Source organism: Candidatus Rhodobacter oscarellae, assembly GCF_001078595.1.
GTDB classification, from domain to species: Bacteria; Pseudomonadota; Alphaproteobacteria; order Rhodobacterales; family Rhodobacteraceae; genus Rhodobacter_B; species Rhodobacter_B oscarellae.
The window spans coordinates 1,166,823-1,191,577 of the sequence record NZ_LFTY01000002.1 but is presented as its reverse complement, the minus strand read 5'-3'; the positions used below and the strand labels follow the sequence as shown (position 1 = coordinate 1,191,577).

23 protein-coding genes are annotated in these 24,755 nt (G+C 64.4%); 12 read left to right on the top strand and 11 right to left on the bottom strand.

The genetic code is table 11. The annotated features are described in order from the left end of the window. Positions 1-3: 3 nt before the first annotated feature. From AIOL_RS10685 to AIOL_RS10660, 6 genes are all read right to left on the bottom strand, one after another. Positions 4-1,278: an ABC transporter permease gene (locus tag AIOL_RS10685; protein WP_049642966.1), complete on the bottom strand. Its 1,275-nt coding sequence runs from the start codon at positions 1,276-1,278 to the stop codon at positions 4-6. Further along, positions 1,271-1,564: a DUF1330 domain-containing protein gene (locus tag AIOL_RS10680; protein WP_049642965.1), complete on the bottom strand. Its 294-nt coding sequence runs from the start codon at positions 1,562-1,564 to the stop codon at positions 1,271-1,273. The genes AIOL_RS10685 and AIOL_RS10680 overlap by 8 nt, the downstream gene beginning before the upstream one ends. 101 nt (positions 1,565-1,665) lie before the next feature. Beyond that, positions 1,666-2,769 (bottom strand): extracellular solute-binding protein, encoded by a 1,104-nt coding sequence (locus AIOL_RS10675; RefSeq protein WP_049642964.1) that lies wholly within the window; start codon positions 2,767-2,769, stop codon positions 1,666-1,668. Positions 2,770-2,892: 123 nt separating this feature from the next. Beyond that, the gene (locus AIOL_RS10670; protein ID WP_049642963.1) at positions 2,893-3,993 is read right to left on the bottom strand and encodes an ABC transporter ATP-binding protein; all 1,101 of its coding nucleotides are present in this window, start codon (positions 3,991-3,993) and stop codon (positions 2,893-2,895) included. A 109-nt stretch (positions 3,994-4,102) separates the two neighbouring features. Continuing rightward, positions 4,103-4,624, bottom strand: coding sequence for a tetratricopeptide repeat protein (locus tag AIOL_RS10665; RefSeq protein WP_049642962.1), 522 nt, complete (start codon positions 4,622-4,624; stop codon positions 4,103-4,105). A 47-nt stretch (positions 4,625-4,671) separates the two neighbouring features. Then, on the bottom strand, positions 4,672-5,406 hold the full coding sequence (locus AIOL_RS10660) for a DUF1045 domain-containing protein (protein ID WP_049642961.1): 735 nt from the start codon (positions 5,404-5,406) through the stop codon (positions 4,672-4,674). 152 nt (positions 5,407-5,558) lie between these two features. On the opposite strand from AIOL_RS10660, the gene glpK reads away from it, so the two are divergent. From glpK to AIOL_RS10615, 9 genes are all read left to right on the top strand, one after another. After that, the gene (glpK, locus tag AIOL_RS10655) at positions 5,559-7,040 is read left to right on the top strand and encodes a glycerol kinase GlpK (protein ID WP_049642960.1); all 1,482 of its coding nucleotides are present in this window, start codon (positions 5,559-5,561) and stop codon (positions 7,038-7,040) included. Between the two features lie 19 nt (positions 7,041-7,059). Beyond that, positions 7,060-8,625, top strand: coding sequence for an FAD-dependent monooxygenase (locus AIOL_RS10650; protein WP_049642959.1), 1,566 nt, complete (start codon positions 7,060-7,062; stop codon positions 8,623-8,625). Positions 8,626-8,637: 12 nt separating this feature from the next. After that, positions 8,638-10,074, top strand: coding sequence for an aldehyde dehydrogenase family protein (locus AIOL_RS10645; RefSeq protein WP_049642958.1), 1,437 nt, complete (start codon positions 8,638-8,640; stop codon positions 10,072-10,074). After that, entirely contained in the window at positions 10,075-11,190 is a 1,116-nt protein-coding gene (locus tag AIOL_RS10640) for an iron-containing alcohol dehydrogenase (RefSeq protein ID WP_049642957.1), read from the top strand. A gap of 120 nt (positions 11,191-11,310) precedes the next feature. After that, positions 11,311-13,137, top strand: a complete 1,827-nt coding sequence (locus AIOL_RS10635; protein WP_049642956.1) for a tetratricopeptide repeat-containing sulfotransferase family protein — start codon at positions 11,311-11,313, stop codon at positions 13,135-13,137. Between the two features lie 220 nt (positions 13,138-13,357). Continuing rightward, positions 13,358-13,774 carry a response regulator gene (locus tag AIOL_RS10630; RefSeq protein ID WP_049642955.1) on the top strand — a complete coding sequence of 139 codons (417 nt, stop codon included), beginning with the start codon at positions 13,358-13,360 and terminating at the stop codon, positions 13,772-13,774. After that, complete coding sequence (locus AIOL_RS10625; RefSeq protein WP_049642954.1) at positions 13,771-14,517, top strand: substrate-binding periplasmic protein; 747 nt, start codon at positions 13,771-13,773, stop codon at positions 14,515-14,517. The genes AIOL_RS10630 and AIOL_RS10625 overlap by 4 nt, the downstream gene beginning before the upstream one ends. Further along, positions 14,514-15,992 (top strand): ATP-binding protein, encoded by a 1,479-nt coding sequence (locus AIOL_RS10620; protein ID WP_049642953.1) that lies wholly within the window; start codon positions 14,514-14,516, stop codon positions 15,990-15,992. Before AIOL_RS10625 ends, AIOL_RS10620 begins: the two co-directional genes overlap by 4 nt. Positions 15,993-15,995: 3 nt before the next feature. After that, positions 15,996-16,385, top strand: a complete 390-nt coding sequence (locus AIOL_RS10615) for a response regulator (protein WP_049642952.1) — start codon at positions 15,996-15,998, stop codon at positions 16,383-16,385. A gap of 9 nt (positions 16,386-16,394) precedes the next feature. Here the strand turns inward: AIOL_RS10615 and AIOL_RS10610 are convergent, their stop codons facing one another. The 5 genes from AIOL_RS10610 to AIOL_RS10590 all read right to left on the bottom strand — a co-directional run bounded on the left by AIOL_RS10610 (position 16,395) and on the right by AIOL_RS10590 (position 21,186). Beyond that, on the bottom strand, positions 16,395-17,195 hold the full coding sequence (locus tag AIOL_RS10610; RefSeq protein ID WP_049642951.1) for an ABC transporter permease: 801 nt from the start codon (positions 17,193-17,195) through the stop codon (positions 16,395-16,397). Continuing rightward, positions 17,188-17,955 (bottom strand): ABC transporter ATP-binding protein, encoded by a 768-nt coding sequence (locus tag AIOL_RS10605; RefSeq protein ID WP_049642950.1) that lies wholly within the window; start codon positions 17,953-17,955, stop codon positions 17,188-17,190. The genes AIOL_RS10610 and AIOL_RS10605 overlap by 8 nt, the downstream gene beginning before the upstream one ends. Positions 17,956-18,018: 63 nt before the next feature. Continuing rightward, entirely contained in the window at positions 18,019-19,032 is a 1,014-nt protein-coding gene (locus AIOL_RS10600; protein ID WP_049642949.1) for an ABC transporter substrate-binding protein, read from the bottom strand. A 20-nt stretch (positions 19,033-19,052) separates the two neighbouring features. Then, on the bottom strand, positions 19,053-19,721 hold the full coding sequence (locus AIOL_RS10595) for a GntR family transcriptional regulator (protein ID WP_049642948.1): 669 nt from the start codon (positions 19,719-19,721) through the stop codon (positions 19,053-19,055). A 79-nt stretch (positions 19,722-19,800) separates the two neighbouring features. Then, positions 19,801-21,186: a DUF3179 domain-containing (seleno)protein gene (locus tag AIOL_RS10590; RefSeq protein ID WP_049642947.1), complete on the bottom strand. Its 1,386-nt coding sequence runs from the start codon at positions 21,184-21,186 to the stop codon at positions 19,801-19,803. Positions 21,187-21,540: 354 nt separating this feature from the next. Between AIOL_RS10590 and AIOL_RS10585 the strand changes: the two genes are divergently transcribed. From AIOL_RS10585 to arsJ, 3 genes are read left to right on the top strand one after another with little or no spacing between them, the layout of a single operon-like run. Next, positions 21,541-22,389: an arsenate reductase/protein-tyrosine-phosphatase family protein gene (locus AIOL_RS10585; RefSeq protein WP_049642946.1), complete on the top strand. Its 849-nt coding sequence runs from the start codon at positions 21,541-21,543 to the stop codon at positions 22,387-22,389. Continuing rightward, on the top strand, positions 22,386-23,384 hold the full coding sequence (locus tag AIOL_RS10580) for an ArsJ-associated glyceraldehyde-3-phosphate dehydrogenase (protein ID WP_049642945.1): 999 nt from the start codon (positions 22,386-22,388) through the stop codon (positions 23,382-23,384). Before AIOL_RS10585 ends, AIOL_RS10580 begins: the two co-directional genes overlap by 4 nt. Beyond that, on the top strand, positions 23,381-24,640 hold the full coding sequence (gene arsJ, locus AIOL_RS10575) for an organoarsenical effux MFS transporter ArsJ (RefSeq protein WP_049642944.1): 1,260 nt from the start codon (positions 23,381-23,383) through the stop codon (positions 24,638-24,640). Before AIOL_RS10580 ends, arsJ begins: the two co-directional genes overlap by 4 nt. Positions 24,641-24,755 lie beyond the last annotated feature (115 nt).

Sequence of the window (24,755 nt, the reverse complement as noted above, 5' to 3'; positions counted from 1 at the left end):
GCGCTACCCCAGCTTCACGTTGTCGATGCCCACGATCTTGTCGTAGCACCAATAGAGTCCCAGAACGACGACCAGCAGGATCGTCCCCAGCGCCGCCGCCAATCCCCAGTTCAGCGACGAGGAGATGTGGTAGGCGATCCGGTTCGAGATGAAGACACCCTTGGTGCCGCCCACGATCTCGGGCGTGATGTAGTAGCCGATCGCCAGGATGAACACGAGGATCGAGCCCGCTCCGATCCCCGGCACCGATTGCGGGAAGTAGACCCGCCAGAACGCCGTCCAGTTCGTTGCGCCCAGGGACTTCGCCGCGCGCAGATAGGTCGGCGGGATCGTCTGCATCACCGAGTACATCGGCAGGATCATGAAGGGCAGAAGGATATGCGTCATCGCGATGATCGTGCCGGTCTGGTTGTTGATCATCACCAGCCTGCCGTCATCGGCCACCATGCCCAGCCAGACCAGGATGTCGTTGATCACCCCCTGCTGCTGCAGCAGCACCTTCCAGGCGGAGGTTCGCACCAGCAGTGAGGTCCAGAAGGGTAAGAGCACCAATATGAGCAACAGGTTGGCCTGCCGCATCGGCAGGTTCGCCATGATCCAGGCCACCGGGTAGCCCAGGATGATGCACACGCTGGTGATCACCAGCGACATCCAAAGCGTGCGCCCGAAGAGCTTGATCAGGACCCGCTTATCCTCGGGCTGCGCCGCCGCGCCCTCGGGCGTCAGGCGCATGTCCACCGCGTTCAGGAAGTACCCGCGCGTCACCGTGGGCGAGTAGGTCTGGATTACCTTCCAGGTCTCGATGTCGCCCCAGCCGTCATGCACATCAAGGAACTTCTCCTTGAAGGGCGCGTCCTCTACCGGGTCCCATTTCTTGACCGTGCGCCCGGAGCGCCGGAACATCGAGGCCATGCCGGTTTTCTCGTAGTTCAAACGAGAGCCCAGGCGGGTGTGCTGCTTGGCGTCGATCGCCACGATCAAGTCGCGGGCGAAGGCGGCATAGACCTCCTCAGAGGGCAGCTCGCCGGTCGAGGCATCCCACTCGGCCAGCGCCACTACGGTCTCGGGCAGCGTGTTGGCCACGATCTCGTTATTGACCGAGCGCGAGAGCATCTCGATGATCGGCCAAACGAAGGACAGCACCACAAAGAGCAGCAGCGGCGCGATCAGCGCCAGCGCCCGCAGCTTCTGGCGCCGCAACGCGCGCCCCAGGGAGCGCTTCAGCGGCGTGCCGTCGGCGGCCAGAACCGGCCCGGCTTGCGCGGTCAAATCAGCCATCCCAACCTTCCACGATCACCGCCATGGTTTCCGCATTGGCGAGACGGATCTTTAAATTTTCTTGGTATTCAGGACTGTTATAGGCGTCCTGCGCGGCCTGATAGCTAGGGAACTCGATCACCACCTGGCGCGGCAGTGTCTCACCCTCGGGCATGACGCACTGGCCGCCCCGGACCAGGAACTTGCCGCCGTATTTGGAGAAGATGTCGTTATTCTTGGACGCGTATTCTTGGTAGGCTTCTGGGTTATCCACCCTGCCGAACGCGATCATGTAGCCTTTTGGCATGTGTCCCCTCCGTCTGATTGTAGGGCGGGACTTGTCCCGCCCTAGCTGAGTGATTTTTATTGAGCGGGGCGGGACAAGTCCCGCCCTACGGGCACCAGCGCTTATTGCGCCAGCCAGGCCTGCCACTTGGCGTCGATGTCGTCGCGGTAGTCGGCCCAGAACTCGTAGTTGTAAAGCAGCGTGTTCTTGGCGTTCTCCGGATCGGTCGGCATGTGCGGCGCCATGTCGATGCCCAGGTCGGCATGCTGGCCCACCAGCGGCGCGGACGACATGCGTGCCGGGCCGTAGGAGATGTACTTGGCCTGGTCGGCCAGGCGCTGCGTGTCGGTCGCGAACATGATGTAATCACGCGCGCGCGCCTCACGCTCGGGGCTCAGGCCGGCGGGGATGATCCAGCCGTCCAGGTCGAAGACCTGCGCGTCCCAGAGCATCGCCACGGGCTGCTTCTGCTCCTCGATCACGCTGAACAGGCGACCATTATAGGTCGAGCCCATAACGACCTCGCCATCGGCCAGCAGCTGCGGCGTGTCGGCGCCCGCGGACCACCAGATCACGTCGTCCTTGATGGTGCCGAGCTTGGCCAGGGCCTGGTCCTGCCCCGCCGGGGTCGACAGCACGTCATAGACGTCCGCCTTGGCGACGCCGTCGCACATCAGGGCCCATTCCATGTTGTTGATCGGGCGCTTCTCCAGCGCGCGCTTGCCCGGGTAGGCCTCGGTGTCGAACACGGCGCAGACGGTGGTCGGCGGCGTGTCGCCCACCATGTCGGTGCGGTAGCCGAAGGTGGTCGAGTAAACGATCTGCGGGATGAAGCAGTCGCTGACCAGCAGGTCGCCGAAATCCTCAGAGGCGGGCGTGCCATCGGGGGCAGCGGCCAGGTCCTCATCCGGGTTGATCTCCAGCGCCAGGCCCTCGTCGCAGAGGCGGATCGCGTCAGCGGCCACCACGTCGACCACGTCCCAGGTGACGTTGCCCGCCTCGTTCATGGCGCGCAGCTTGGCCACAGCCTCGGCAGAGCTGTCGTCGTTCAGGATGGTGGCGCCCGTCTTCTCGGAATAGGGCTCGTGATAGGCGTTGAGCTGCGACTTGGAATAGGCGCCGCCCCAGGACACGATGGTCAATTCGGATGCCATGTGGCCGCCTGCAAATGCCGGAGCCGCAGCCATGGCGGCACCTGTCAGCATCAGTAGTGCTTTCGTTTTCATACAGTTAACTCCCATAGTTGAACCCGTGTAAGCTCCCCCCCTTGCCACGGGCAAGGCCTCCCAGTGAGGGGGAATTCGATATCGTCGCTAGGATCGCGGCCCGCCGGGCCGCCGCCCCTGGCCTCATGCGTCCAGTGCCCGGCAATCCTGCGGGCGCCAGCCGATCTCTAGCTTCTCGCCCGCCTGCAAGCGGCGCTGGTCCGGCGCGTTGCGCGTCTTGACGATGAAGTTCTCGTTGCCCGCCACCCGCAGCCGGGTGCGGTAGATGTCGCCCATATAGATGAACTCCAGCACCTCGGCGTGCACCGTATGCGCGCCGGGCTGTAGGCGGTCCTTGTTGAACTCCACCCGCTCGGGGCGGATCGACACAAGCGTGCGCTCGCCCACGGCGTTGACGTTCACCGGCACGGTGTCGATCACCTCGCCATTGTCGAGCTTCACCTCGGCCTTGTCCTCGGCCATCGAGACAACTTCGCCCATCAAGGTGTTGTTTTCGCCGATAAACTGCGCAACGAAGCTGTTCTGCGGCTCTTCATAAAGAAGGTCCGGCGGCGCAAGCTGCTGGATCACCCCGTCATTGAACACCGCGACGCGGTCGGACATGGTCAGCGCTTCGGTCTGGTCATGGGTCACATAGACCACGGTGATGCCCAGATTGTCGGCGATGTGCTTGATCTCGAACTGCATATGCTCGCGCAGCTGCTTGTCCAGCGCGCCCAGCGGCTCGTCCATCAGCACCAGCTCGGCCTCGAACACCAGCGCGCGGGCCAACGCGATGCGCTGTTGCTGCCCGCCAGAGAGCTGCGCGGGCCGCCGGCCCCCGAACTCGCCCATCTGCACCATGTCCAACGCGCGCTTGACCTTGCCCTCGCGCTCGGACTTGCCCATGTTGCGCACCTCCAGCGGAAAGCTGAGGTTCTCGGCCACGGTCATATGCGGGAAAAGCGCGTAGTTCTGGAACACCATGCCGATGCCGCGCTTATGCGGCGGGATGTTGTTGATCGAGACGCCGCCAAGGCGGATATCGCCGTGGGTGGCGGTCTCGAACCCCGCAAGCATCATAAGGCAGGTGGTTTTGCCGGACCCCGAGGGCCCTAGCATGGTCAGAAACTCGCCGCGCGGCAAGCTGAGGTTGAGATCTTTAACGACGAGCGTCTCGCCGTCATAGCTCTTTTGTACCCGGTCGAATTCGACGAATGCGTCGCCGTTGGCGTCTAGTGCCAAATTGATCTCCCTGACATCCCCTGGGCTTTTTATGCCCGTTTTTTACGCACCCCACCAAATCAAATGCCGAGCAATGACGCAACCGCCTCTGGGGGGCAAATCTTCTTTTTTAGAGGTCTTTTCCGGGTTTGACCTGCAAAATGGCGCGTTCATTCAGGAACGGGTGATATTTGAGCGCCTCTCGAACCGCCACCTGCGCCAGCGGCAGCTTGCCCTGGTTGAACAGGATCACCGCCTTTCCGCTGAGCGCGCCGAAATGGCGCGGCTCGCGGGCCAGCACCTCGTCCACATCGGCCAGGGACCTCTCGAATTGCCCGGTCAGGTAGAACAGCGTGGCGCGCTGGTTCCAGCCCTCGGCATAGTCGGGCCAGCCCTCGATCAGCAGGTTCGTTTCGCGGATCGCGCCCAGAAAGTCGTGATTGGCGCGCCGCTCCAGCGCGTTGTCCAGCACCTCCTGCGCGGCCTCGTCCGGCGCGGTCAGCCAGACCTGCCAGATCGCGCCGCTCAGCCGGTCGGCCTCTGCCTTGCTGGGGGCGGCGGCCAGCTCGGTCATCAGCGCCTCATAGGCCTCGTCCGCCTTGGCGGGGGCGACCAGGATGAGAACGGCAAGCAGAAGGCGCAGGAACGTCATGCCAGAATACTATGGCGCGGCCCGGCGACGCGTCCAGCCCCGAGGCTTCACATTCCCGCGGGGATACCCGTCAGCGGATAGCGATGCACCGCGTGGAAACGCCCGTCATTGTCCTCGCCGACCAGCGTGACCGCGTCGATCACCACCCGGCCCGGAATGAGCCGCGCGAAATGCGGCGTCAGCACATGGCGGCACGTCTCCGCCTCGCGCTCTGGCAGGCGCCCCGAGAGCGTCATGTGAAAGCGGAACTCGTTCATCACATAGGGGTAGCCCCATTTTTGCAGCATCTCTTCCTGGGCGGGCGACAGATTGGCCATGCGGCGGCGGGCAAGCTCTGCCTCGGTGGACGGGGCGCGAAAACTGTCCAGCCCGCGCACCAGCCGGGCGGCCAGCCCGCTGACAGGTTCCATCGAGCCCACCGGCACCAGCGCCAAGAAGCTGCCAAGGCGCTTGATGCTGAGGCCGTCCAGCACAACCGTGCCCAGCTCGCCGCAGAGCCGCTCAAGCGTCAGCCCCAGGGCGCTGATATTGGTGTGCTCGGCCAAGCGGAAGGGCGGCTTCAGCGTGGCATGAAAGCCATATTTGCGCGGCGTCGCGGTGATCTCTTCGATGGATTTCGGCAGGCCGGGGATCTTGGGATGCGGGCGCGGGCGCGCCGCCAAGCAGTCCCAGCCCAGCCAGCTTGCGCCAAACTCGGCCAGCGGCCCCACCGAGGGCGTGAAGTAGATTCCGTAGCGACGAAAATCCGGTTCGGTTTCGCCGATCTGCAATGCCAAGGCCATGTTTCAACCAGCCTCCCTGTTGACCGCGCCCGATAGGGCGCCGCGACTCGCTACCAATAGGGCCCACATTGCCCCTCTCTGGGTGTTTTTGGCAAGTTTGCTTGACCCTTTGTTAACAACGCGCAAATGATCCCCCCAAACCGGAGGCTTTGATGACCCATATACTCGCCATCGACCAGGGAACGACCTCGAGTCGCGCGATCATCTTTGACGCGCAGATGCGGATCGTGGCCGTGGATCAGCAAGAATTCACCCAGCATTTCCCCGCCTCCGGCTGGGTCGAGCATGACCCCGAGGACATCTGGCGCACGGTGGTCGAGACCTGCGCGGGCGCGATGTCCAAGGCGGATCTTGCCGCCAGCGACATTGCCGCCATCGGGATCACCAACCAGCGCGAGACCACCCTGGTCTGGGACCGCGCCACCGGGCAGCCGATCCACAACGCCATCGTCTGGCAGGACCGGCGCACCTCCGACACCTGCCAGGCCCTGAAGGCCGCCGGGCATGAGCCGATGGTGACCGCCGCCACGGGGCTGCTGCTGGACCCCTATTTCTCGGGCACCAAGGTCAAATGGATCCTCGACAATGTCGAGGGCGCGCAGGCCCGCGCCGCCGCCGGAGAGCTCTGCTTTGGCACCGTGGACAGCTATCTGATCTGGCGCATGACCGGCGGCGCGCGGCACGTGACCGACGCCACCAACGCCGCGCGCACGCTGCTCTATGACATCCACAAGGGCGCGTGGAGCGCCGAGATCTGCGCCCTGCTGGGCGTGCCGGTGTCGATGCTGCCCGAGGTGCTGGACTGCGCCGCCGATTTCGGGGTCACCGACCTGCTGGGCGGGCAGACGCCCATCCTGGGCGTGGCGGGCGATCAACAGGCGGCGACAGTTGGCAACGCCTGTTTCCAGCCTGGCATGTTGAAATCGACCTATGGCACGGGCTGCTTTGCGCTGTTGAACACCGGCGCGGCGCCCGTCGCCTCCAACAACCGGCTGCTGACCACCATTGGATACCAGCTGGACGGCAAGCCGACCTATGCGCTTGAGGGCTCGATCTTTATTGCGGGCGCCGTGGTGCAGTGGTTGAGGGACGGGCTGCAAGTCATTGACTCGGCGTCCGAAACCCAGGCCATGGCCGAGGCCGCGGACCCCGCGCAAGATGTCATCCTGGTGCCGGCCTTCACCGGGCTGGGCGCGCCCTATTGGGACGCCGAGTGCCGCGGCGCCGTGTTCGGCCTGGCGCGCAACACCGGCCCGAACGAGTTCGCCCGCGCCGCGCTGGAAAGCGTCGGCTACCAGACCCGCGACCTGCTGGAGGCGATGCAGCGCGACATGGGCGGCGATGGCGAGGCCGTGCTGCGCGTCGACGGCGGCATGACCGCCAGCGATTGGACGATGCAGTTCCTGGCCGACATCCTGGGCGCGCCGGTGGACCGGCCGCAGATCCTCGAGACAACCGCGCTGGGGGCCGCCTGGCTGGCGGGCATGCGCGCCGGGCTCTACCCCGACCAGGCGGGCTTTGCCGAGACTTGGGCGCTGGAGCGGCGCTTTACCCCGGCCATGAACGCCGAGACACGCGACGCGAAATACAGCAACTGGAAGACCGCCGTGGCCAAGACCTTGACCGATAGCTAGATGCGTCCGGGGCCCAGCCATGCCTGATCCCGAAGTGATCATCGCGGGCGGCGGCCCGGTGGGGCTGGGCCTTGCGATTGACCTGGCGATCCGGGGCGTGGCGACCACGGTGCTCGAGCGCAGCTCCGCGCTGCACGACATCCCCAAGGGCCAGAACCTGACGCAGCGCACGGGCGAGCATTTCCGCGCCTGGGGCGTGACCGCGGCGATCCAGGCCGCCACGCCGATCCCGCGCAGCTTCGGCAATGCCGGTGTGGTGACCTATGGCCAGCTTTTAAGCGACTATTCCTACGACTGGTTCCAGCGCTCCAAGGTTGGAGCCTATTACTTCGCCCAGAACGAGCGCCTGCCGCAGTATCGCACCGAGGCGGTGCTGCGCGCCCGCGCCGCCGCGCTGCCCCAGCTGCGCTTTATCGAGGGCGCGCGCCTGACCGGCCTTGCGCAGGACGGCAGCGGTGTGACCGCAAGTTACGAATGTGACGGCCAGACCCACCACATCACCGCCCCCTACGCGGTCGGCTGCGACGGCGCGCGCTCGACCACGCGCGGCCTGGTCGGCATCGAGAATGAGATCGACCACGAGGGGCCCAAGATGGCGCTCTTGGTGTTTCGCTCGCGCGCGCTGCATGCGCTGCTGGAGCGCTACCCCGGCAAGTCCATCTACAACGTCATGAACCCCGCCATGGACGGCTATTGGCAGTTCCTGGGCCGCGTGGACCTGGATGGCGGCTGGTTCTTTCACTCCCCCGTGCCCGCGGGCACCACGCGGGACAATTTCGACTTCAAGCGGTTCCTCTATGACATGGCGGGGGCAGAATTCGCGCTGGAATTCGAGCATATCGGCTTTTGGGACCTGCGCATCAGCCACGCGCGCGACTACCGCGCCGGGCGCGTCTTTATCGCGGGCGACGCCTGCCACAGCCACCCGCCCTATGGCGGCTATGGCGTGAATACCGGGCTTGAGGACGCGCGCAATCTCGGCTGGAAGCTGGATGCGGCCTTAAAGGGCTGGGCCGGCCCAGGCTTGCTGGACAGCTACAGCGCCGAGCGCCACCCGGTCTTTCAATCGGTGAACCGCGTTTTCATCACCCGCATGATCTCGGATTTCCGCGACTTCTCAGCAGCTTACGCCCCGGAGCGCAACAAGGACGCGTTCGAGGCCGCCTGGGCGCAGCGCGCCAGCGGAGGCAATGCCGACGTCACAGAGTTTCTGCCGCATTACGCGGGCTCGCCGATTGTGATGGGCGAGCCGGGCGCGGTCTCGGGCGCGCGGGGCAAGCATAGCTTCGCCGCAAGGGCCGGGCACCACCTCGCCCCGCAACCCATGCCGGATGGCGGCGATCTTTGGGACGCTCTGGGGCTCGGCTTCACCCTGCTCACGGCGACAGAGGCCGGGGCGGATGGCTTTGCCCAGGCGGCCGCCGCGCTAGGCGTGCCGCTGACGCGGGTCAGGCTTCCGGCAAGGAACGCCTATGGCTGCGAGGCGATCCTGGTACGCCCCGACCAATTCATCGCCTGGGCGGGACCCATGGCGGGTGCCGACGCCGCATCCATTCTGGCGCGGGCAATCGGACGAGACGCATGAGAGGCTAAGCATATGGACGGGCGGCATTATATTGGCGGGCAGTGGCTGGACGACGCGCCGAACGGCAGGCGCGCGGTCGAAAACCCCTCGGACGGGGCGGTCTTCGCCCAGGCGCCCAATGGCTCGGCAGAGCTGGCGTCGCAGGCGGTCATGGCCGCGCGGGAGGGTTTTGAGCGCACCGATTGGGGCTCCAGCCCGCGTTTGCGCGCCGCGGTCTTGCTGGAGTTCGCCGACATATTGGAATCCCGGGCGGATGACATCGCTCACCTCATGTCCCAGGAGAACGGCAAAGTGCTGGCCCAGGCGAGCCACGAGGTCGCGGCGGGCTACGGCGAGGCGCGCTACTATGCCGGGGTGGCCCGCAACGTCTTTGGCCGCACCTTCGAGAGCGCGCCGGGCAAGATGAGCCTGATGACGCGCGAGCCCGCGGGCGTCGTCTCGGTGATCGTGCCCTGGAACGCGCCGGTGACGCTGCTGGTGCGCTCGGTGGCGCCGGCGCTGGCGGCGGGCTGCGCCGTGGTGGTAAAGCCCGCCCCGCAGACGCCGCTGACCAACGCCGCGGTGATGGCCTGCTTTGACGCGGTCGCGTCCCTGCCCAAGGGGGTGATCAACTCGGTCAACGAGCATGGCACCGAGGTCGGCACGCTGCTGTCGACCCATCCCGAGATCGACGTGATCAGCTTCACCGGGTCCTCGCGCACCGGCAAGGTGATCATGGCCAACGCGGCCCAGACCATCAAGCATGTCTCGCTGGAACTCGGCGGCAAGGCCCCTGCCCTGGTCTTTGGCGATGCCGATCTTGACCTGGCGGTGGCCGAGATCAAGCGCGGCGTGCTGGCGCTGAACGGCCAGATGTGCACCTGCATCAGCCGCATCCTGGTGCAGGACAGCGCCTATGACGAGATGCGCGCCCGCCTGCGCGATGCGTTTGAGGCCACCGTAACTGGCGACGCCCGCGCCCCGGGCACCGAGCTCGGCCCGATCATCGACAGGCCAAACCAGCAGCGGTTGCTCGGCATCATCCAGCGCGCCGCGGACGAGGCCCAGATGGTGCTGCGCGGCACCTCGGGCGGCAATGACCTGGCGAGGGGGTATTTCATCACGCCCTCGATATTCGAGATCGACGACATCCAGCACGATCTGGTGCAGGACGAGCTCTTTGGCCCCATCGCGTCGCTCGAGAGGTTCTCGGACGAGGCCGAGGCGCTGCACAAGGCCAATGCCACCCGCTTTGGCCTGGCCGCCTCGGTCTATACGCGCGACCTGGGCGTCTCGATGCGCATGGCGCGCAAGCTCAAATTCGGCACGGTCTGGCTGAACAGCCATAACCGCCTTCTGGCCGAGGTCGAGACCGGCGGCTACCGCGAGAGCGGCATCGGGCGGCTGCACGGCGTGGAGGCAATGAATGACTTCCTCGAGACCAAGCACATCTATTACGAGGTCGAATAGGTGCCGCTGATCCAGTACCTGTCCCGCATCCTCTTTGATTTTGGGGCGCTCAGCGGCCTTGGGGAAGAGATCGCGCGGCTTGGGATCCGGCGCCCGCTGCTGGTCACGGATAAGGGCATTGCCGCCGCGGGCATCCTGACGCGCGCCCTGGATGCGGCCAAGCCATTCGCGCCGGTGCTCTATGACGCAACGCCTGAGAACCCGACCGAGGCGGCGCTGCTGGACTGCCTGGAGCTCTGGCGCGACAGGGGCTGTGACGGGGTGATCGCGCTGGGCGGCGGCTCGGCGATTGATCTGGCCAAGGCGGTGGCGCTGCTGACCAGCCATGGCGGCGCGCTGGCGGACTATGGCGTCAAGACGGGCGGTTCTGAGGGGATCGGTAAGGTCTCGCCGCAGATCGCCATCCCCACGGCCGCCGGCACCGGGGCCGAGGTCGGGCGCGCCTGCGTGATGTCCCTGCTGGACGGCCGCAAATCGGTGGCGGTGAACCTCAATATGGTCGCAGACACGGTGATCTGCGATCCCGAACTGACGCTCAGCCTGCCGCCGCAGCTGACCGCCGCCACGGGCATCGACGCGCTCAGCCATGGGATCGAGACAACCTGCAGCCCCTGGCAGAACCCGCCCGCCGCCGCCATCGCGCTCGACTGCGTGCGGCGCGCGGCCAAGTGGCTGCCCATCGCGGTGCAGGACGGCGGCAACCGGCAGGCGCGCTGGCAGATGATGATGGCCGCGCTCATGGGCGGCATGTGCCTGCAAAAGGCCCTGGGCGCGGCGCATGCCATGGCCAACCCGCTGGGCGCGCTGGGTCTGCATCACGGCACGCTGATCGGCGTGCTGCTGCCGCATGTGCTGCGCTGCAACGAGGGCCACGCCGACGCCGCCATGTCCGAGCTGCGCGCGGCGATTGGATTGCACCCGAGCGCGGCGCTGCATGATTGGGCCCGCGATCTGGTCGCGCAGCTGGGCCTGCCCGGCACGCTTGGCGCGCTGGGCGTTGACGCCGCTGTGCTGCCTGAGATGGCGCGCAAGGCCAGCCAGGACCGCCTGTCCCAAACCAACCCGCGCCCATTGACCCAGGCCGATTACTTGGCGCTGCTGCAAGGCGCGGCTTGACGGCATTGTTAAAGAGTTCATAATCCCTCGGAAAATTGTCAGTTAACCTGTGCGCGCGTTCCGCTGAATGAATACTTAAACGCTGGTCAGCGCCCCGGGGGCGCGAGGGGATTTCCAAAAATGAACGACGCGCTGAACGGGGCAAACGCCCCCGAAGAACATGAAAAGATTCGCGAAGAGCTTATGCGGGTGCTCCAGCACCAAGTGGCGCAGCGCTGGACGGAATCCGGCGCGCTCCTAGAGACCCTTATCGAGGAATATGGCGACCGCCCTATCCTGGTGCATTATCAGGGTCTTACCGCGATCGGGCAAGGCGATGACGAGACCGGGCAGGCCCTGATGGAGCGGGCGCTTGAGGCCTCCCCCGACGATCCGATCATGCTGTGCGACTACGGCGCGCAGCTGGCCAGTAAGGGCAAGCTGGACGAGGCGCTCCTGCATTTCCAGTCCGCGGTGGACGTGGCGCCGAACTATGCCATCGCGCGCGGCAATCTGGGCGCGGCCCAGGTCCTGAACAAGGATTACCGCAAGGCCATTGCCAACCTCAAGAAGGCCGTCGAGCTGGACAGCAACCTTTTGGATGCGCATACCAATCTTGGCGTTGCTTATATGGAGACGAACCACTTCGGACCCGCCGTAGATATCCTCTTCAAGGCGTTGTCGATCAACCCCTTAGGCGCCGACATTCACACGCGCCTATCGGCGGCGCTGTTCCGCCGCGAGCGCCATGACACCGCCGAATATCACGCCCGGCGCGCCATCGAGCTGGCCCCCAAGGCGGGCGAGCCCTATCTGCATCTGGGCAACGCGCTGGCCGCCGCCGGGCGCACGGATGACGCGGTGCAGGCGCTTATGTTTGCCGCCCGCCGCCCGCCGGTCGGGCTGGCCGCGCTGTCGCGCCTGATCCACGTGCGCAAGACCAAAGAAGACTCGCCAGAGTTCAAGCTGCTGCAGGACTTCCTGCAGCGGGCGGAAAAAACCGGCGACGAGCCGCGCGCGGCGCTCTACTATGCCGCGGGCAAGGCCTTTGACGACATGGGCGACTACAAGCAGGCCTTCGATTACTTCCACAAGGCCAACGAGCTGACGGCCGAGCAATTCCCCTTTGATGCCGAGCAATATGTCGCCCGCGCCGACCGCATGCGCGAATTCTGCGCCCCCGCCCTAATCAAGCGCTGCAGCGGTGGCGGCGTCGACACCGTGGCGCCGATCTTCATCTGCGGCATGCCGCGCTCTGGCACCACGCTGACCGAACAGATGTTCTCGCGCCACCCCAAGGTGCAACCCGGCGGCGAGATGTCCGCCGCGCTTCAGGCGCTGCAGCGCAACCAAAGCATTCGCGACGCGCTGGAAGAGAAAATCCCCGACGAAGAGATCACCGCCGACGATTTCAGCCGTTTGGGCGAGGATTACGTCGCAGCGGTGCGCGCCGAGGGCATTCGGGCGCAATATTTCACCGACAAGATGCCCGCGAACCACCGCAATATCGGGCTCTTGTCGCTGGCCCTGCCCCGCGCAAAGTTCCTGATCATGCGGCGGCACCCGCTGGGCTGCCTGTTCTCGAATTACATGCAGCATTTCGGGCAGAACCAGCCTTTCGCGAGCAAGTTTCAGAACCTCGCCATCGCCTATAAGACCTTCGACATCGATGCGACGCTTTGGGCCGACCGCCTGCCGGACGCGGCGCGCGAGGTGCCCTATGAGGGGATCGTGCAGGACGCCGAGGCCAGCATGCGCGGCCTGCTTGACTTCGTGGGGCTGGAATGGGCCGATGAGGTGCTTGATCACAAGGCGTCCACGCACCAGGTGAACACCGCCTCGATGGCGCAGGTCCGCGAGCCGATCTACACCCGCGCCGTGGCCCGCTGGGAGCATTACAGAGAGGAGCTTGCGCCGCTGATTGAGGCGCTCGGCCCCCTGGCCCAGCTGGACGGCACCGCCCACTAGCGCGCGGCGAAGAACCTAGATCACCGCATTCGGCCCTGCGCGCCCGCGATCAAGGCCGGGCGCTCTTTTGGGTCGTCATCGTGTCGTCGCGCCGGTGCCAGGGGATGCGCTGGAACCTGCCTGTTTGTGTTGCGCTCCGGCGCTGACCGCACGGTGGGTTAACCAATTTTTAACCAGCGACGTTTACCCATTTTTAACTGTTGGCGAGTCGGAGCAAGTTATGAATATCCTGCTGCTGGAGGATGACCCGGCTCTTCGTTTCGCATTGACCCAAGTCTTGGAAGACGAAAACCATAGGGCCCACGCCGCCGCCAATATCCTGGAAGCGGCCAAGCTGATGGAGACCGAGCATTTCGATCTGCTTTTGCTGGATCTTATGATCGGCGATGAACTCTCCACTCAGATTGCGGATCTTGCGGGGTATCGCTTGCCCAGGGCCGAGGTCATTTACATGACCGGCAGCAACCGATTTCCAAACGCCGAGCTGTTCAGACTGTCTCGAAACGCGTCCTGGGTTCTGCGCAAACCGGTCGATTTCTTCGAACTCAAAGCCATGATCGCGCATATAAACCGGTCAATTCCGGAAAGGCGCATGTCGTCTGCTTGCGCCTTTGCACATCGGGGGACAAGCACATGAAGAAACTGGCCCATATCTGCGCGATAACTGCCCTTCTTTGGGGCGCCTCCCCCGCGCTTGCCGATCAAAGAACGCTGACAGTCGTCGCGGACGAATGGCCGCCATTCTCGGGCGAGGCCCTGCCCAACAAGGGCATCTCCCTTGATGTCATCTCGACGATCTTGACCCGCGCGGGATACGAGGTGCGCACGTCCGTTCTGCCATGGGCCCGCATTATGAGCATGGCGACAGAGCAGGATATCGAGATTGTCGGCAGCCTGTTCTTTGACCCTGAAATGACAGAGTTTGTGACCTATGCAGAGCCGTTTTTCTCGACGGATGTGCGGCTGGTGGCGCAGACCGGGTCCGTTATCGCCTATACAAGCGTTGAGGACCTCCGGCCCTACTCCATCGCCGTCGGGACTGGGTTCCTTTATCAGGACGAGTTTGATCAAGCCGACTACCTCAACAAGGTCGAGGTGACGACGACCCTGCAAGCCATGCGCATGCTCGCGGACGGTCGGGTGGATTTGACGTTGGATAGCGAGGATGTGATCAATTATTCCTTTCGCAACCATGATCCATCGCTGGCGCAGAGGATAGCACTCCAACCGGGCGTTCTGGCCTCCCAAGACATCCACATGGCGGTCGGGAACTCTGTCGAGAACCGCGACGCGATCATCGCAGATTTCAACCGGGTGCTGGGCGAGATGCGGGCGGACGGCTCTCTTGATCAGTTGCTCGCCGTGCATACCGGCGGGTGAACACGAACTGGATCAAACGGGCCTTCGGCGATCCGCTTGGTCGGCGCTTGGTGGTCTACTCGCTGCTGATTAGCACGGTTCTGTCCACCATCGCCGCAGGCATCCAGCTATCGCATAGTTACCAGCGCCAACGCGAAGACGTCTCGGCGATCTTTGACCAGATCGAAGAGGCGCTCGCCTCTCCGCTAGAGAAAGCCCTGTGGAAGTTCGATTTCGGTCAGGTCGACGTCATCCTGGACGGCATATTCGCAAATGACGCCGTCGCCACGCTGACGCTGAGCATTCCATCGGGACAAACCTGGCAGCGGGGCGAAGGCGCGAGGTTTGATCTAGAGAACCTCTACACATTGATTCATGTCGATCAATACGGGCAAGAAATCGTTGTTGGCAAGCTCACGGCCTTCTTGACGCTCGACGAAGTCAACAGCCTGATTTGGGCGCAGTTCTGGACGCTCCTAGCGTCGAACTTGATCAAAGCCTATATCAGCGCAAGCTTGATGCTCGTCCTTTTCTATCTCCTCGTGACGCGGCATCTCAAAGCGATCACGCGGTACATCGCGCGTGCGGCTTCCGAGGCCGGGCCATGCGATCTGCGCCTCGCCCGCCCGCCCAAACATACAACGGACGATCTGGACAACATCGCCACGGCGCTCAATCAGTACCGGCACAGGCTGGCCGAGAAGATCGCCGATCTGCGATCCGAGATCGTCGTGCGAGAACGGGCGGAGGCAGAGGCGCAAAAGGCGTTCGAAGTCCGCAAGGTCTTCCTCGCCAACATGAGCCACGAGGTCCGCACGCCGCTGAACGCCATCATTGGCCTGTTCCAACTCATTCAGATGTCCGATGCGCCAGAGCGCCAAAAGAAGCAGGCCGAGGTCGGCCTCAACGCATCGCATCACCTTCTGTCGCAGCTGATAAACGTGCTGGAGATCTCGCGGATGGAGGCCGACTCCGTCGATGTCAAAATCCAGAAAGAGGCGCTGCAGCCCTTGACGGAGCAATGGTTGCAAACCGCCATCGCCACGCTGCACCGCCTGGGCAAGCCCATCGAGATCTCGTTGGATATCGCCGACGGCATGCCGGAATTTTGGCACCTGGACGCCAGGCGGGTCACCCAGATCGTGAACAACCTGACCGACAACGCGCTTAAGTTCACCGAGAAGGGCAAGGTCGATATTCGCATCGGCCTGGATGCGGCCACGGGTCAGGACGGCTCCGACCAGTTGGCGATTTCGATATCCGATACCGGCTGCGGCATCGCTGACCACCAGCGCGCGACGATCTTTGACCGGTTCGTGCAAATCGACAGCAGCGAGACCCGGGAGAACACCGGCTCGGGCCTTGGTTTGACCATCAGCCGGGAGCTCGCAGACCTAATGGGGGCGACGCTCGGGATCAGCGCTTTACCTAAAGACAGTTGTTACATGGCAAAATTCACGCTAAAGTTGCCATTTAACTTTCAACGGGGTGGCTAAGATATGCCAGACAAAAAGAAAATCCTGCTTGTCGAGGATGACGCCTTCACCCGTTTCATGATGAGAGAGATCATCGCCACTCTGGAAGTGGACGTGGATATCGCGATTAACGGCTACGAAGGCTGTGACCAGATCAGGCAATTCCCCGACGATTATGGGCTGGTCCTGATGGACATCCACATGCCCAAGCTCTCCGGTGTCGATGCCACCCGCATTATCCGCGAAGAGCCCAACGACCCGCCCCGCAACGTGGCCATCATCGCCGTCACCGCAGACGAGCGCTACCATGACAAATCGGTGGTGAGCGATCTGGGCATGGACGGCTTCATCGTGAAACCGATTACCGCGGGCGAGCTTCTGGGGCTTGTTGAGCAATACTGCTCCGCGGCTTAGCCGCGCCCGTCAGCTGCGCCAGCCCAGCAATCGGCGCTCGATCATCCCGATGATGAAGCTCACGAAGACCCCCAGAAGCGACAGGATCACCACCCCGGCGAAGAGCCGTTCCAGGTCGTAAAGCGACCCGGCCTCCAGGATGTATGCCCCGATCCCGTATTGCGCGCCCAGCATCTCGGCGGCCACCAGCAGGATGATCGCGATCGCCAGCGAGATCCGCAGCCCCGACAGGATCCCCGGCATCGCGCCCGGCAGTACGATCTTGCGCACGATGGACCACCAGGACAGGCCAAAGCTCTGCCCCATGCGGATCAGGGTCCGGTCCACATTGTCCACCGCGCCATAGGTCGCCACCACCGTGGGCGTGAAGGTGCCAAAGGCGATCAGCGCGTATTTCGAGCCCTCGCCGATGCCGAACCAGATCACAAAGAGCGGCAGCAGCGCGATCTTGGGGATCGGGAATATGGCCGCCACCAGGGGCACCAGCCCCGAGCGGATGTAAGAGAACAGCCCGATCAGCACGCCCACGCTGATGCCCACGCTGGCCCCGATGGCGGCCCCCACCACCAGCCGCGACAGCGACGGGCCAAGGTGCTTAAACAGCAGCCCGCTTTCGTAGAGCTCTCGGAACGTGTCGAAGACGTCCGAGGGCTTGGGCAATGTCAGCGCCGTGATCCAACCGCTGCGCGTGCCCCACTCGGCCAGTAGGATCAGGGTCACGAAGACGAAGACGCCGATCCAGCGCTGCGGCTTCGGCGCAAAGCCGCCACCGCGAAAGGCCACCGTTTTGCCGCGGCTCATGTCAGACATTGATCAACTCCGCATCCGCCGCGCGGGCCTCGTCGCGCATCAACTGCCAAAGGTGCTTTTGCGCGCGGTCCAGATCGGCGTCGCCGAATTCGCGCTCGGCCAGGGGCTTGTCGATCTCGACGACCTCGCGGATCTGCCCGGGCCGGCGCGACAGCACCACAACGCGGTGCCCCAGCCGCACGGCCTCGGCCAGGTTATGGGTGACATAGACCGCCGTGAAGGGCTGGCGGGACCATAGCTCGACCAGGTCATCCATCAAAAGCTCGCGGGTCTGGCTGTCCAGCGCCGAGAGCGGCTCGTCCATCAGCATCACCGCCGGGTTCACCGCCAGCGCCCGCGCGATGGCCACGCGCTGCTTCATGCCGCCCGAGAGCTGCTTGGGCAGCGCCTTGGCGAAATCGGTCAGCTTGGTGCGCGCCAGCACGTCGTCGATGATGCCCTGGGCGGCCTTGCCGCGAATGCCGTGGTCGTCCAGCACCAACGAGATATTGCCCGACACGCTGCGCCAGGGCAGCAGGGCGAAGTCCTGGAAGATATAGGTCAGCGGGTTCAGGCAGCCCTCTGGCGGCTCGCTCAGCTGCAGGACCCGCCCCCGCGAGGGCCGCTCCAGCCCGCCGATGAAGCGCAGCAGCGTGGACTTGCCGCAGCCCGAGGGCCCGACGATGCAGACGATCTGCCCGCTGGAGATGTCGAGGCTGATGTCGCGCATCACCTCGAAATCGTCATAGGAATGGCTGATCGCGTCGAGCCGAATATCCATGTCTGCCCCGAACTTAGACTTAAGGGTAGGATGGGTTTAAAACCCATCCTACGATCGTTGCGATCATGCGCCGATGATGTCGACGTAAGAGCGGTCGACCAGTTGGTCGATGCTAATATCGGCATCCACCAGGCCCTCGGACTGGAACCAGCTCAGCTGATCCTGGATCGAGGCAATGTTGAGCGCCGCGCCGCTGTTGAGGCGCATCGTGCCGTTGATGATCGAGGGCGCCGCCTTCTCGCGCGGGCGATCCGTGTAGACATATTTATGGATCAGATCGACCATCGCGTCCTGATCGGCGGTCTTGTCGATCATCGCCGCGGCGTAATCGTCGACACCGGCCGAGAAGCCCTGCAGGAAGCTCTCGGTCAGGCCGCGCTCGTCGGCGGCGTTCTTGGCCGAGGTGAACACCGTCGTGACCTGGTAACCCGGGATGTAGTCCGAGACATTGGCCACCATGTGCCAGGCGCCCGCCTTGGCCAGCGGCTTGGCGATATGCGGCACGATGGACCAGCCATCCACCTGCCCGGATTTCATCGCGCCAATGATCGCGCCGACCTTCTGCAGCGGCGTGAAGCTCAGCGAGATGCCCTCGGCGGCGGCCATCTTTGCCCCCATATAGTGGAAGGACGAGCCGGCCTGCGTCACGGCGTATTTCTTGCCGTCCAGATCCTTCAGCGTCTTGATGCCCGCGTCGTAGGACGCCGAGGAGATCAGGTATTTCTGCCCGTCAATGCCGTCTTCCTCGGCCAGCGCGCCGCCGATCACCTTGATCGCGCCCTTCTGGGCCAGGCTGACCAGCCCGCCGGACACGGCGGTGACCGCATAGTCCACATCGCCGGAGGCAATGGCCACGGCCATCGGCTGGGCGGCCTGGAAGAACTCGAACTCCACGTCCAGGCCCGCATCGGCGAAGTAGCCGCGCTCTTGCGCGATGAAGCTGCCGGAATGCGAGGTGAAGCGCAGCGCGCCCACCTTGATCTTCTTGTTCATCGCCAGCGCGGGGGCGGCAAGCCCGGACGCGGCAACGGTGCTGCCCATCAGGGCCAGCGCCTTACGGCGGTTAAGTTTCATCATGATTCCTCCCTTGGTGATCGCTATTTGGGTTTTAGCTCGGCCTCGATGTCCGCTTGGAGCAGCTCTATGGCCCGGGCCTTGTCCTTGCTCAGGATCGCGTCAAGCAGCGCCTTCTGCCGCGCCTTGCGGGCCGCCCAGTCCAGCTTGCCCTCGCGCATCAGCGCCAGGCGGAAGCGGCGGCTCTGGTCAAAGAACTTGGCGTGTGTGTCCAGCAGGCGCGGGCTGTCGCAGGCCTCTAGCAGGGCCAGGGCGAAGGCGCGGCAGGCCTCGTCCCATTCCAGCGCGGTCAGGTCGTCGGGCGCGTCGCGCAGCGCGGCTTCGGCCTTTTGCAGCGCGTGATGCGCGGCCATCACCCGGCCTTCCCAGGCCACGTCGCCCAGCTCGATGGCGCGCGAGAGCGCGATCTTTTCGACCTCCACCCGCACCAGCGCGATGTCGCGCAGGTCGTCCTCGGTGGCCGATGTCACGCGAAAGCCGCGCTGCGCGGTGGCCTCGACCAGCCCCTCCGATGTCAGGATGCGCAGCGTCTCGCGCATGGAGTGGTTCGAGCCGCCATAGCGGGTGCGCAGCTCGTTCAGCTTCAGCTTTTGGTCCGGAAGCAGCGTGCCAAAGGCGATGTCGCGCCGCAGGGACAGGGCCAGCAGCTCGACGATGGTGCTATCTTCGGACTTTTTGGCCGAGAAGATCATTTCTGTTCCGCGATTCCGAAAATGTTGGACATTTCTAGAGATCAGGGAGCATTAAAGTCAACCGGCCATCAAGGCGCCCTCAGCCATTCCAAAGAGCGGTGCCCGGATGGAATTGCGACCAGGCGAACCAGAACGCCTGGTGGCTGCCCAGATCCGCGCCGTCCGCGCTCACCGCCCGGATGCCGCCCGCGTCAAGGCGCAGCCGCACATTCTCAAAGCCGACCTCGTTGCCCGCCTGCAGCGCCAGGAACGCCTTGCTGCGCTGGAACGCCACGGGGGCGCCGGAGGCGGTGATCACGCCAATGATGTCCTCTTGCACCGGCAGGCGCGGGTCCACGTCGCCCACCGGGAAGATCGGCCCGCTCGCGTCCCGCCCGTTGCGGAAGTCGTAATTGCGGCCCAGGGCCAGCGCCTCGACCAGCACCGTGGTCTCGGGATGCGCCTCTTTCCAGGTGCCCCAATCGGTGGTGACAACGCTGGCCTGCTTAAGCTGCACGCCCTTCTCGGCCAGCGGCCCGGTGACGGCCTTGCCCAGGAAGGTGTCGAACACCGAGGACGTCTCGAGGTCATACATCACCTTGTTGGAGCGGATCAGCAGCCCCGAGGTGCGCAGCACGGGGCGCTGCTCGGCGCCGGGCACGTCATCGGTGAAATAGGCCTGCGCGGCGCCGCAGAGCGTGCAGTAGGGGATGCCAAGGTCGCGCCCGCCCAGCGTGTCGTTGACCATCTCGCGCACCTCCATGATCTGGCGCGGATAGGCGCGGTACTCGCCATTCACCTCGACCCCGAACACGATGTCGTCATCGTCCAGCCAATCGGCCTCCTGCGCGGTCGAGACCTCGGGGTTGTCCGCCGCCGGGATGCAGTTGCACAACGCGTCGGTCTTGTCATAGGGCCGGTCGTCGATCAGCACGCCGCCCCAGGACACGTGGCGCCAGTCGATATCGCCCTCGACAAAGATCTTGTCCCAGCCGGGCACCACCCCGGTGAAGATCGCCCGCTTGGCCCGCAGGTAGTCCGGCGGCGCGGGCACGTCCCAGGCGATCAGGTGGTCGGTGACCGCACCCCAATGGTCCTGACCGTCGAAATCCGCCCCCAAAAGCTCGGCGGCAAGCGCCCCAAGCTCGAAATGCAGCCCCTGGTCCGAGACAAAGCGCATCATATCCGCCAAGAGCCAGGCCAGGCGCGGGTCCTTGGCGGCGGCGATCTCATCCAGCGCAAGCCGCTGGTCGCGGCCCCAGGTGCCGTCCTGCATGCTGACGACAAAGACCTGCTCGACGGCGAAGGCCAGGCTTTCCGACAGCGGCCCGGTTGGGATCGGCGGCGGCGCGCCGAACTCCGCGATCACGTGATCGGACACGGGCGTCTTGTCCTGGGCCTGGGCCAGCCCGGGCCAGAGCAGCGCCAGCGCGGCGGCCGAAGCCAATAGAGTCGAACGGAAAGCGGAGCCGGGTGCAGTTGCCATTTCGGGGCCTTTCAAGATCAGGTTCGAAGCAGAGCATAGGACCCGACCTTCTCACGCCGCCAATCACAATCGCATCAGCAGAGCGCGAGCGCCCCGCGGCACGCTCCGCACGAGACGCAGAGCGCCCGCCGCCCGACCGCGCTCCTGCCTGCGAATGACCTTAAGCTTCTCTGCGGCTGGGTCTCGCATTCGTCGTCGCTCCCATCCCCAAGCATGCTTTCTTGCAGCAAACGGTTCACCGGCGTCAGCTCGCCACGATCGCCTTCAAGTCACGGGAATCCCAACGCAGATCCCTCGCCAGGCGTCACAAAACCATCACTTTGCAGCGGCACCTAGTGCAAATATTCATGAATTATGGAAACACTGATTCCCAGCCGGCTTTCGACGCTCGGTCATCCGCAACGGTTGGCCCTGTTCCGGCTCCTTATGCGCCGCTACCCGGATCGCGTCCCCGCGACCGAGCTGGCGCAGGCCCTGGGGCTCAAGCCGAACACGCTCTCGACCTATGTGAACGCCTTGATGCAGGCGGGTCTGCTTAGCCAAGAACGCGTGGGCACCTCCCTGCGCTATTCCATTGATATGGAGGCCGCCCGCCAGACCATTGATTACCTGCTGCACGACTGCTGCCGAGGCCGCCCCGAAATTTGCGACCCCGTCGCTCCTCCCGCCTCCGTCGCCGACAATCCAGAGCCCGACCGAAAGTACAACACCCTCTTCATCTGCACCGGCAATTCGGCGCGTTCGATCTTTGCCGAGGCCATTCTGCGCGACCTCGCCGGTGATCGCTTCGAGGTCTATTCCGCCGGGACCAAGCCTTGCTCGGAATTGAACCCCTTCGCGCTTAAGGTGCTCGAGCAGAAGGGCCATGATGTGTCGGCGCTGCAGTCCAAGGATATCACCGAGTTCCAGAGCGCCACTGCTCCGGTTCTGGATTTCGTGTTCACCGTCTGCAACCACGCCGCCAACGAGGAATGCCCCTCCTGGAAAGGCCAGCCCATCACCGCGCATTGGGGGCTGTCCGATCCGGTCAAGGTTGAAGGCTCCGCCTCGCAGAAAAGCCGCGCCTTCGACCGGACCTACGACGCCTTGCGCAATCGCATGACCGGATTTGCCAACCTGCCAATCGCCTCGCTCGACCGTTTGTCCCTGCAAAGGGCGGTCGATGAGATCGGGCAATCAAACGAAAAAGGAATGACCGAATGACCGTCTACGCCCTCAACGGCCTTGGCCGCATTGGCAAGCTCGCCCTCAAGCCGCTATTGGAGCGGGGGGCCAAGATCGCCTGGATCAACGATGCCGTCGGCGATCCTGAGATGCATGCGCATCTGTTCGAGTTCGACACTGTCCACGGCCGTTGGAGGGGCGATTTTTCCCACGATGCGGACAGCGTCACAATCGACGGGACCCGCCTGCCCTTCATCGGCACGCGCGACATAGCCGACCTGCCTTTAGACGGCGTGGACGTGGTCATCGACTGCACCGGCGTGTTCAAGACCGAGGCCAAGATCGCGCCCTACTTCGAGGCGGGCGTGAAAAAGGTGGTCGTGTCCGCGCCGGTCAAGGACGGCGATGCGGCCAATATCGTCTACGGCGTCAACGAGGACATCTATGAGCCCGCCCGCCACCGCATTGTCACCGCGGCCAGTTGCACGACCAACTGCCTGGCCCCGGTGGTCAAGGTCATCCACGAGAACCTGCGGATCAAGCACGGCTCGATCACCACGATCCATGACGTCACGAATACGCAGACCATCGTGGACCGCCCCGCCAAGGATTTGCGCCGCGCCCGCTCGGCGCTGAACTCGCTGATCCCGACCACCACGGGCAGCGCCACGGCGATCACGCTGATCTACCCGGAGCTGACCGGCCGCCTGAACGGCCACGCGGTCCGGGTGCCCTTGTTGAATGCGTCGCTGACGGATGGCGTTTTCGAGGTGGAGCGCTCAACCACCGCCGCCGAGGTCAACGCGCTCTTCAAGGCCGCCGCCGAGGGGGCTTTGCAGGGCATTCTGGGCTATGAGGAGCGCCCGCTGGTATCGACGGATTACACCAATGACGAGCGGTCCAGCATCGTGGATGCGCTCTCCACGATGGTCATCAATGGCACGCAGGTGAAGATCTACGCCTGGTACGACAATGAGATGGGCTATGCGCATCGCTTGGTCGATGTGGCCTTCATGGTCGGGGACAGCCTGTGACCGACCCCTCCGCGCGGCCAGAGGGGTTGTCGGCCTATATCGCGGTCACGGCGGCTTATTGGGCCTTTATGCTGACGGATGGGGCGCTGCGGATGTTGGTGCTGCTGCACTTTCACACGCTGGGGTTCTCGCCGGTGCAGCTGGCCTATCTGTTCGTGCTCTACGAGATCGCAGGGGTGGTGACCAACCTCTGCGCGGGGTGGATTGCCGCGCGGTTCGGGCTGACATCGACGCTCTACGCCGGGTTGGGGCTGCAGGTGCTGGCCCTATTGGCCTTGGCGCAGCTCGATCCCGCCTGGGCGGTCGGGGCCTCGGTTGTCTATGTCATGCTGGTGCAGGGGGCCAGCGGCGTGGCAAAGGACCTGGCCAAGATGTCGTCCAAGTCGGCGGTCAAGCTGTTGGCGCCCTCCGAGGACGGCGGGCTGTTCCGCTGGGTGGCGCTGCTGACGGGCTCCAAGAATATGGTGAAGGGCCTGGGCTTTCTTCTGGGGGCGGCGCTGTTGGCGGTGCTGGGCTTTGTCTGGGCGGTGCTGGGGATGGCCGCCATTCTGGCCGCGATCCTGGTCGCGGTCCTCATCGCGATGCCCCCGGGCCTGCCCAAGGGGCGCAAGGGCGCCAAGTTCTCCGAGGTGTTCTCCAAATCGGCCAATGTGAACTGGCTGAGTGCCGCGCGGGTGTTCCTGTTCGGCGCGCGGGACGTCTGGTTCGTGGTGGGCATTCCGATCTACTTCTATGCGGTGCTGTCGGACGGCACGACCGCGGGCAACCGCACGGCCTTCTTTCTGATCGGCACGTTCATGGCGCTCTGGGTGATCCTCTATGGCCTGGTGCAGGCCAACGCGCCGCGCATCCTTCGGGCCAAATCCCGACCAGAGCCCGAGCTGATCGCCTCGGCCCGCAATTGGGCCTGGGGGCTCGCCGCTGTGCCCGCGGGTTTGACGGCGGTCGCGGTGGCGGCGGGTGAGCCGCAACAGTGGTTGACGATCAGCCTCGTGGCCGGGCTCTTGGTCTTTGGGGCGGTGTTCGCTGTGAACTCATCGCTGCATTCCTACCTGATCCTGTCCTTCACCAAGGCCGAGCGCGTCACGATGGATGTGGGCTTTTACTACATGGCCAATGCCGCGGGCCGCCTGGCCGGAACGCTATTGTCTGGACTGACCTACCAAGCTGGCGGGTTGGCACTGATGCTTGGCGTCGCGACTGTGATGGTTACGATCTCTGCCGCCGCGGTTGGGTTTTTAAAGCCAGAGCGTTAACCTTGCCCCCTCGATGCTGTCGAAGTGATATCGCCCCAGCCATTCCTTGATCATGTGGATCCTGAACGCACTTATCGTGCTGTCACAAAACCCATGCTAGTGTTTGCAGCATATG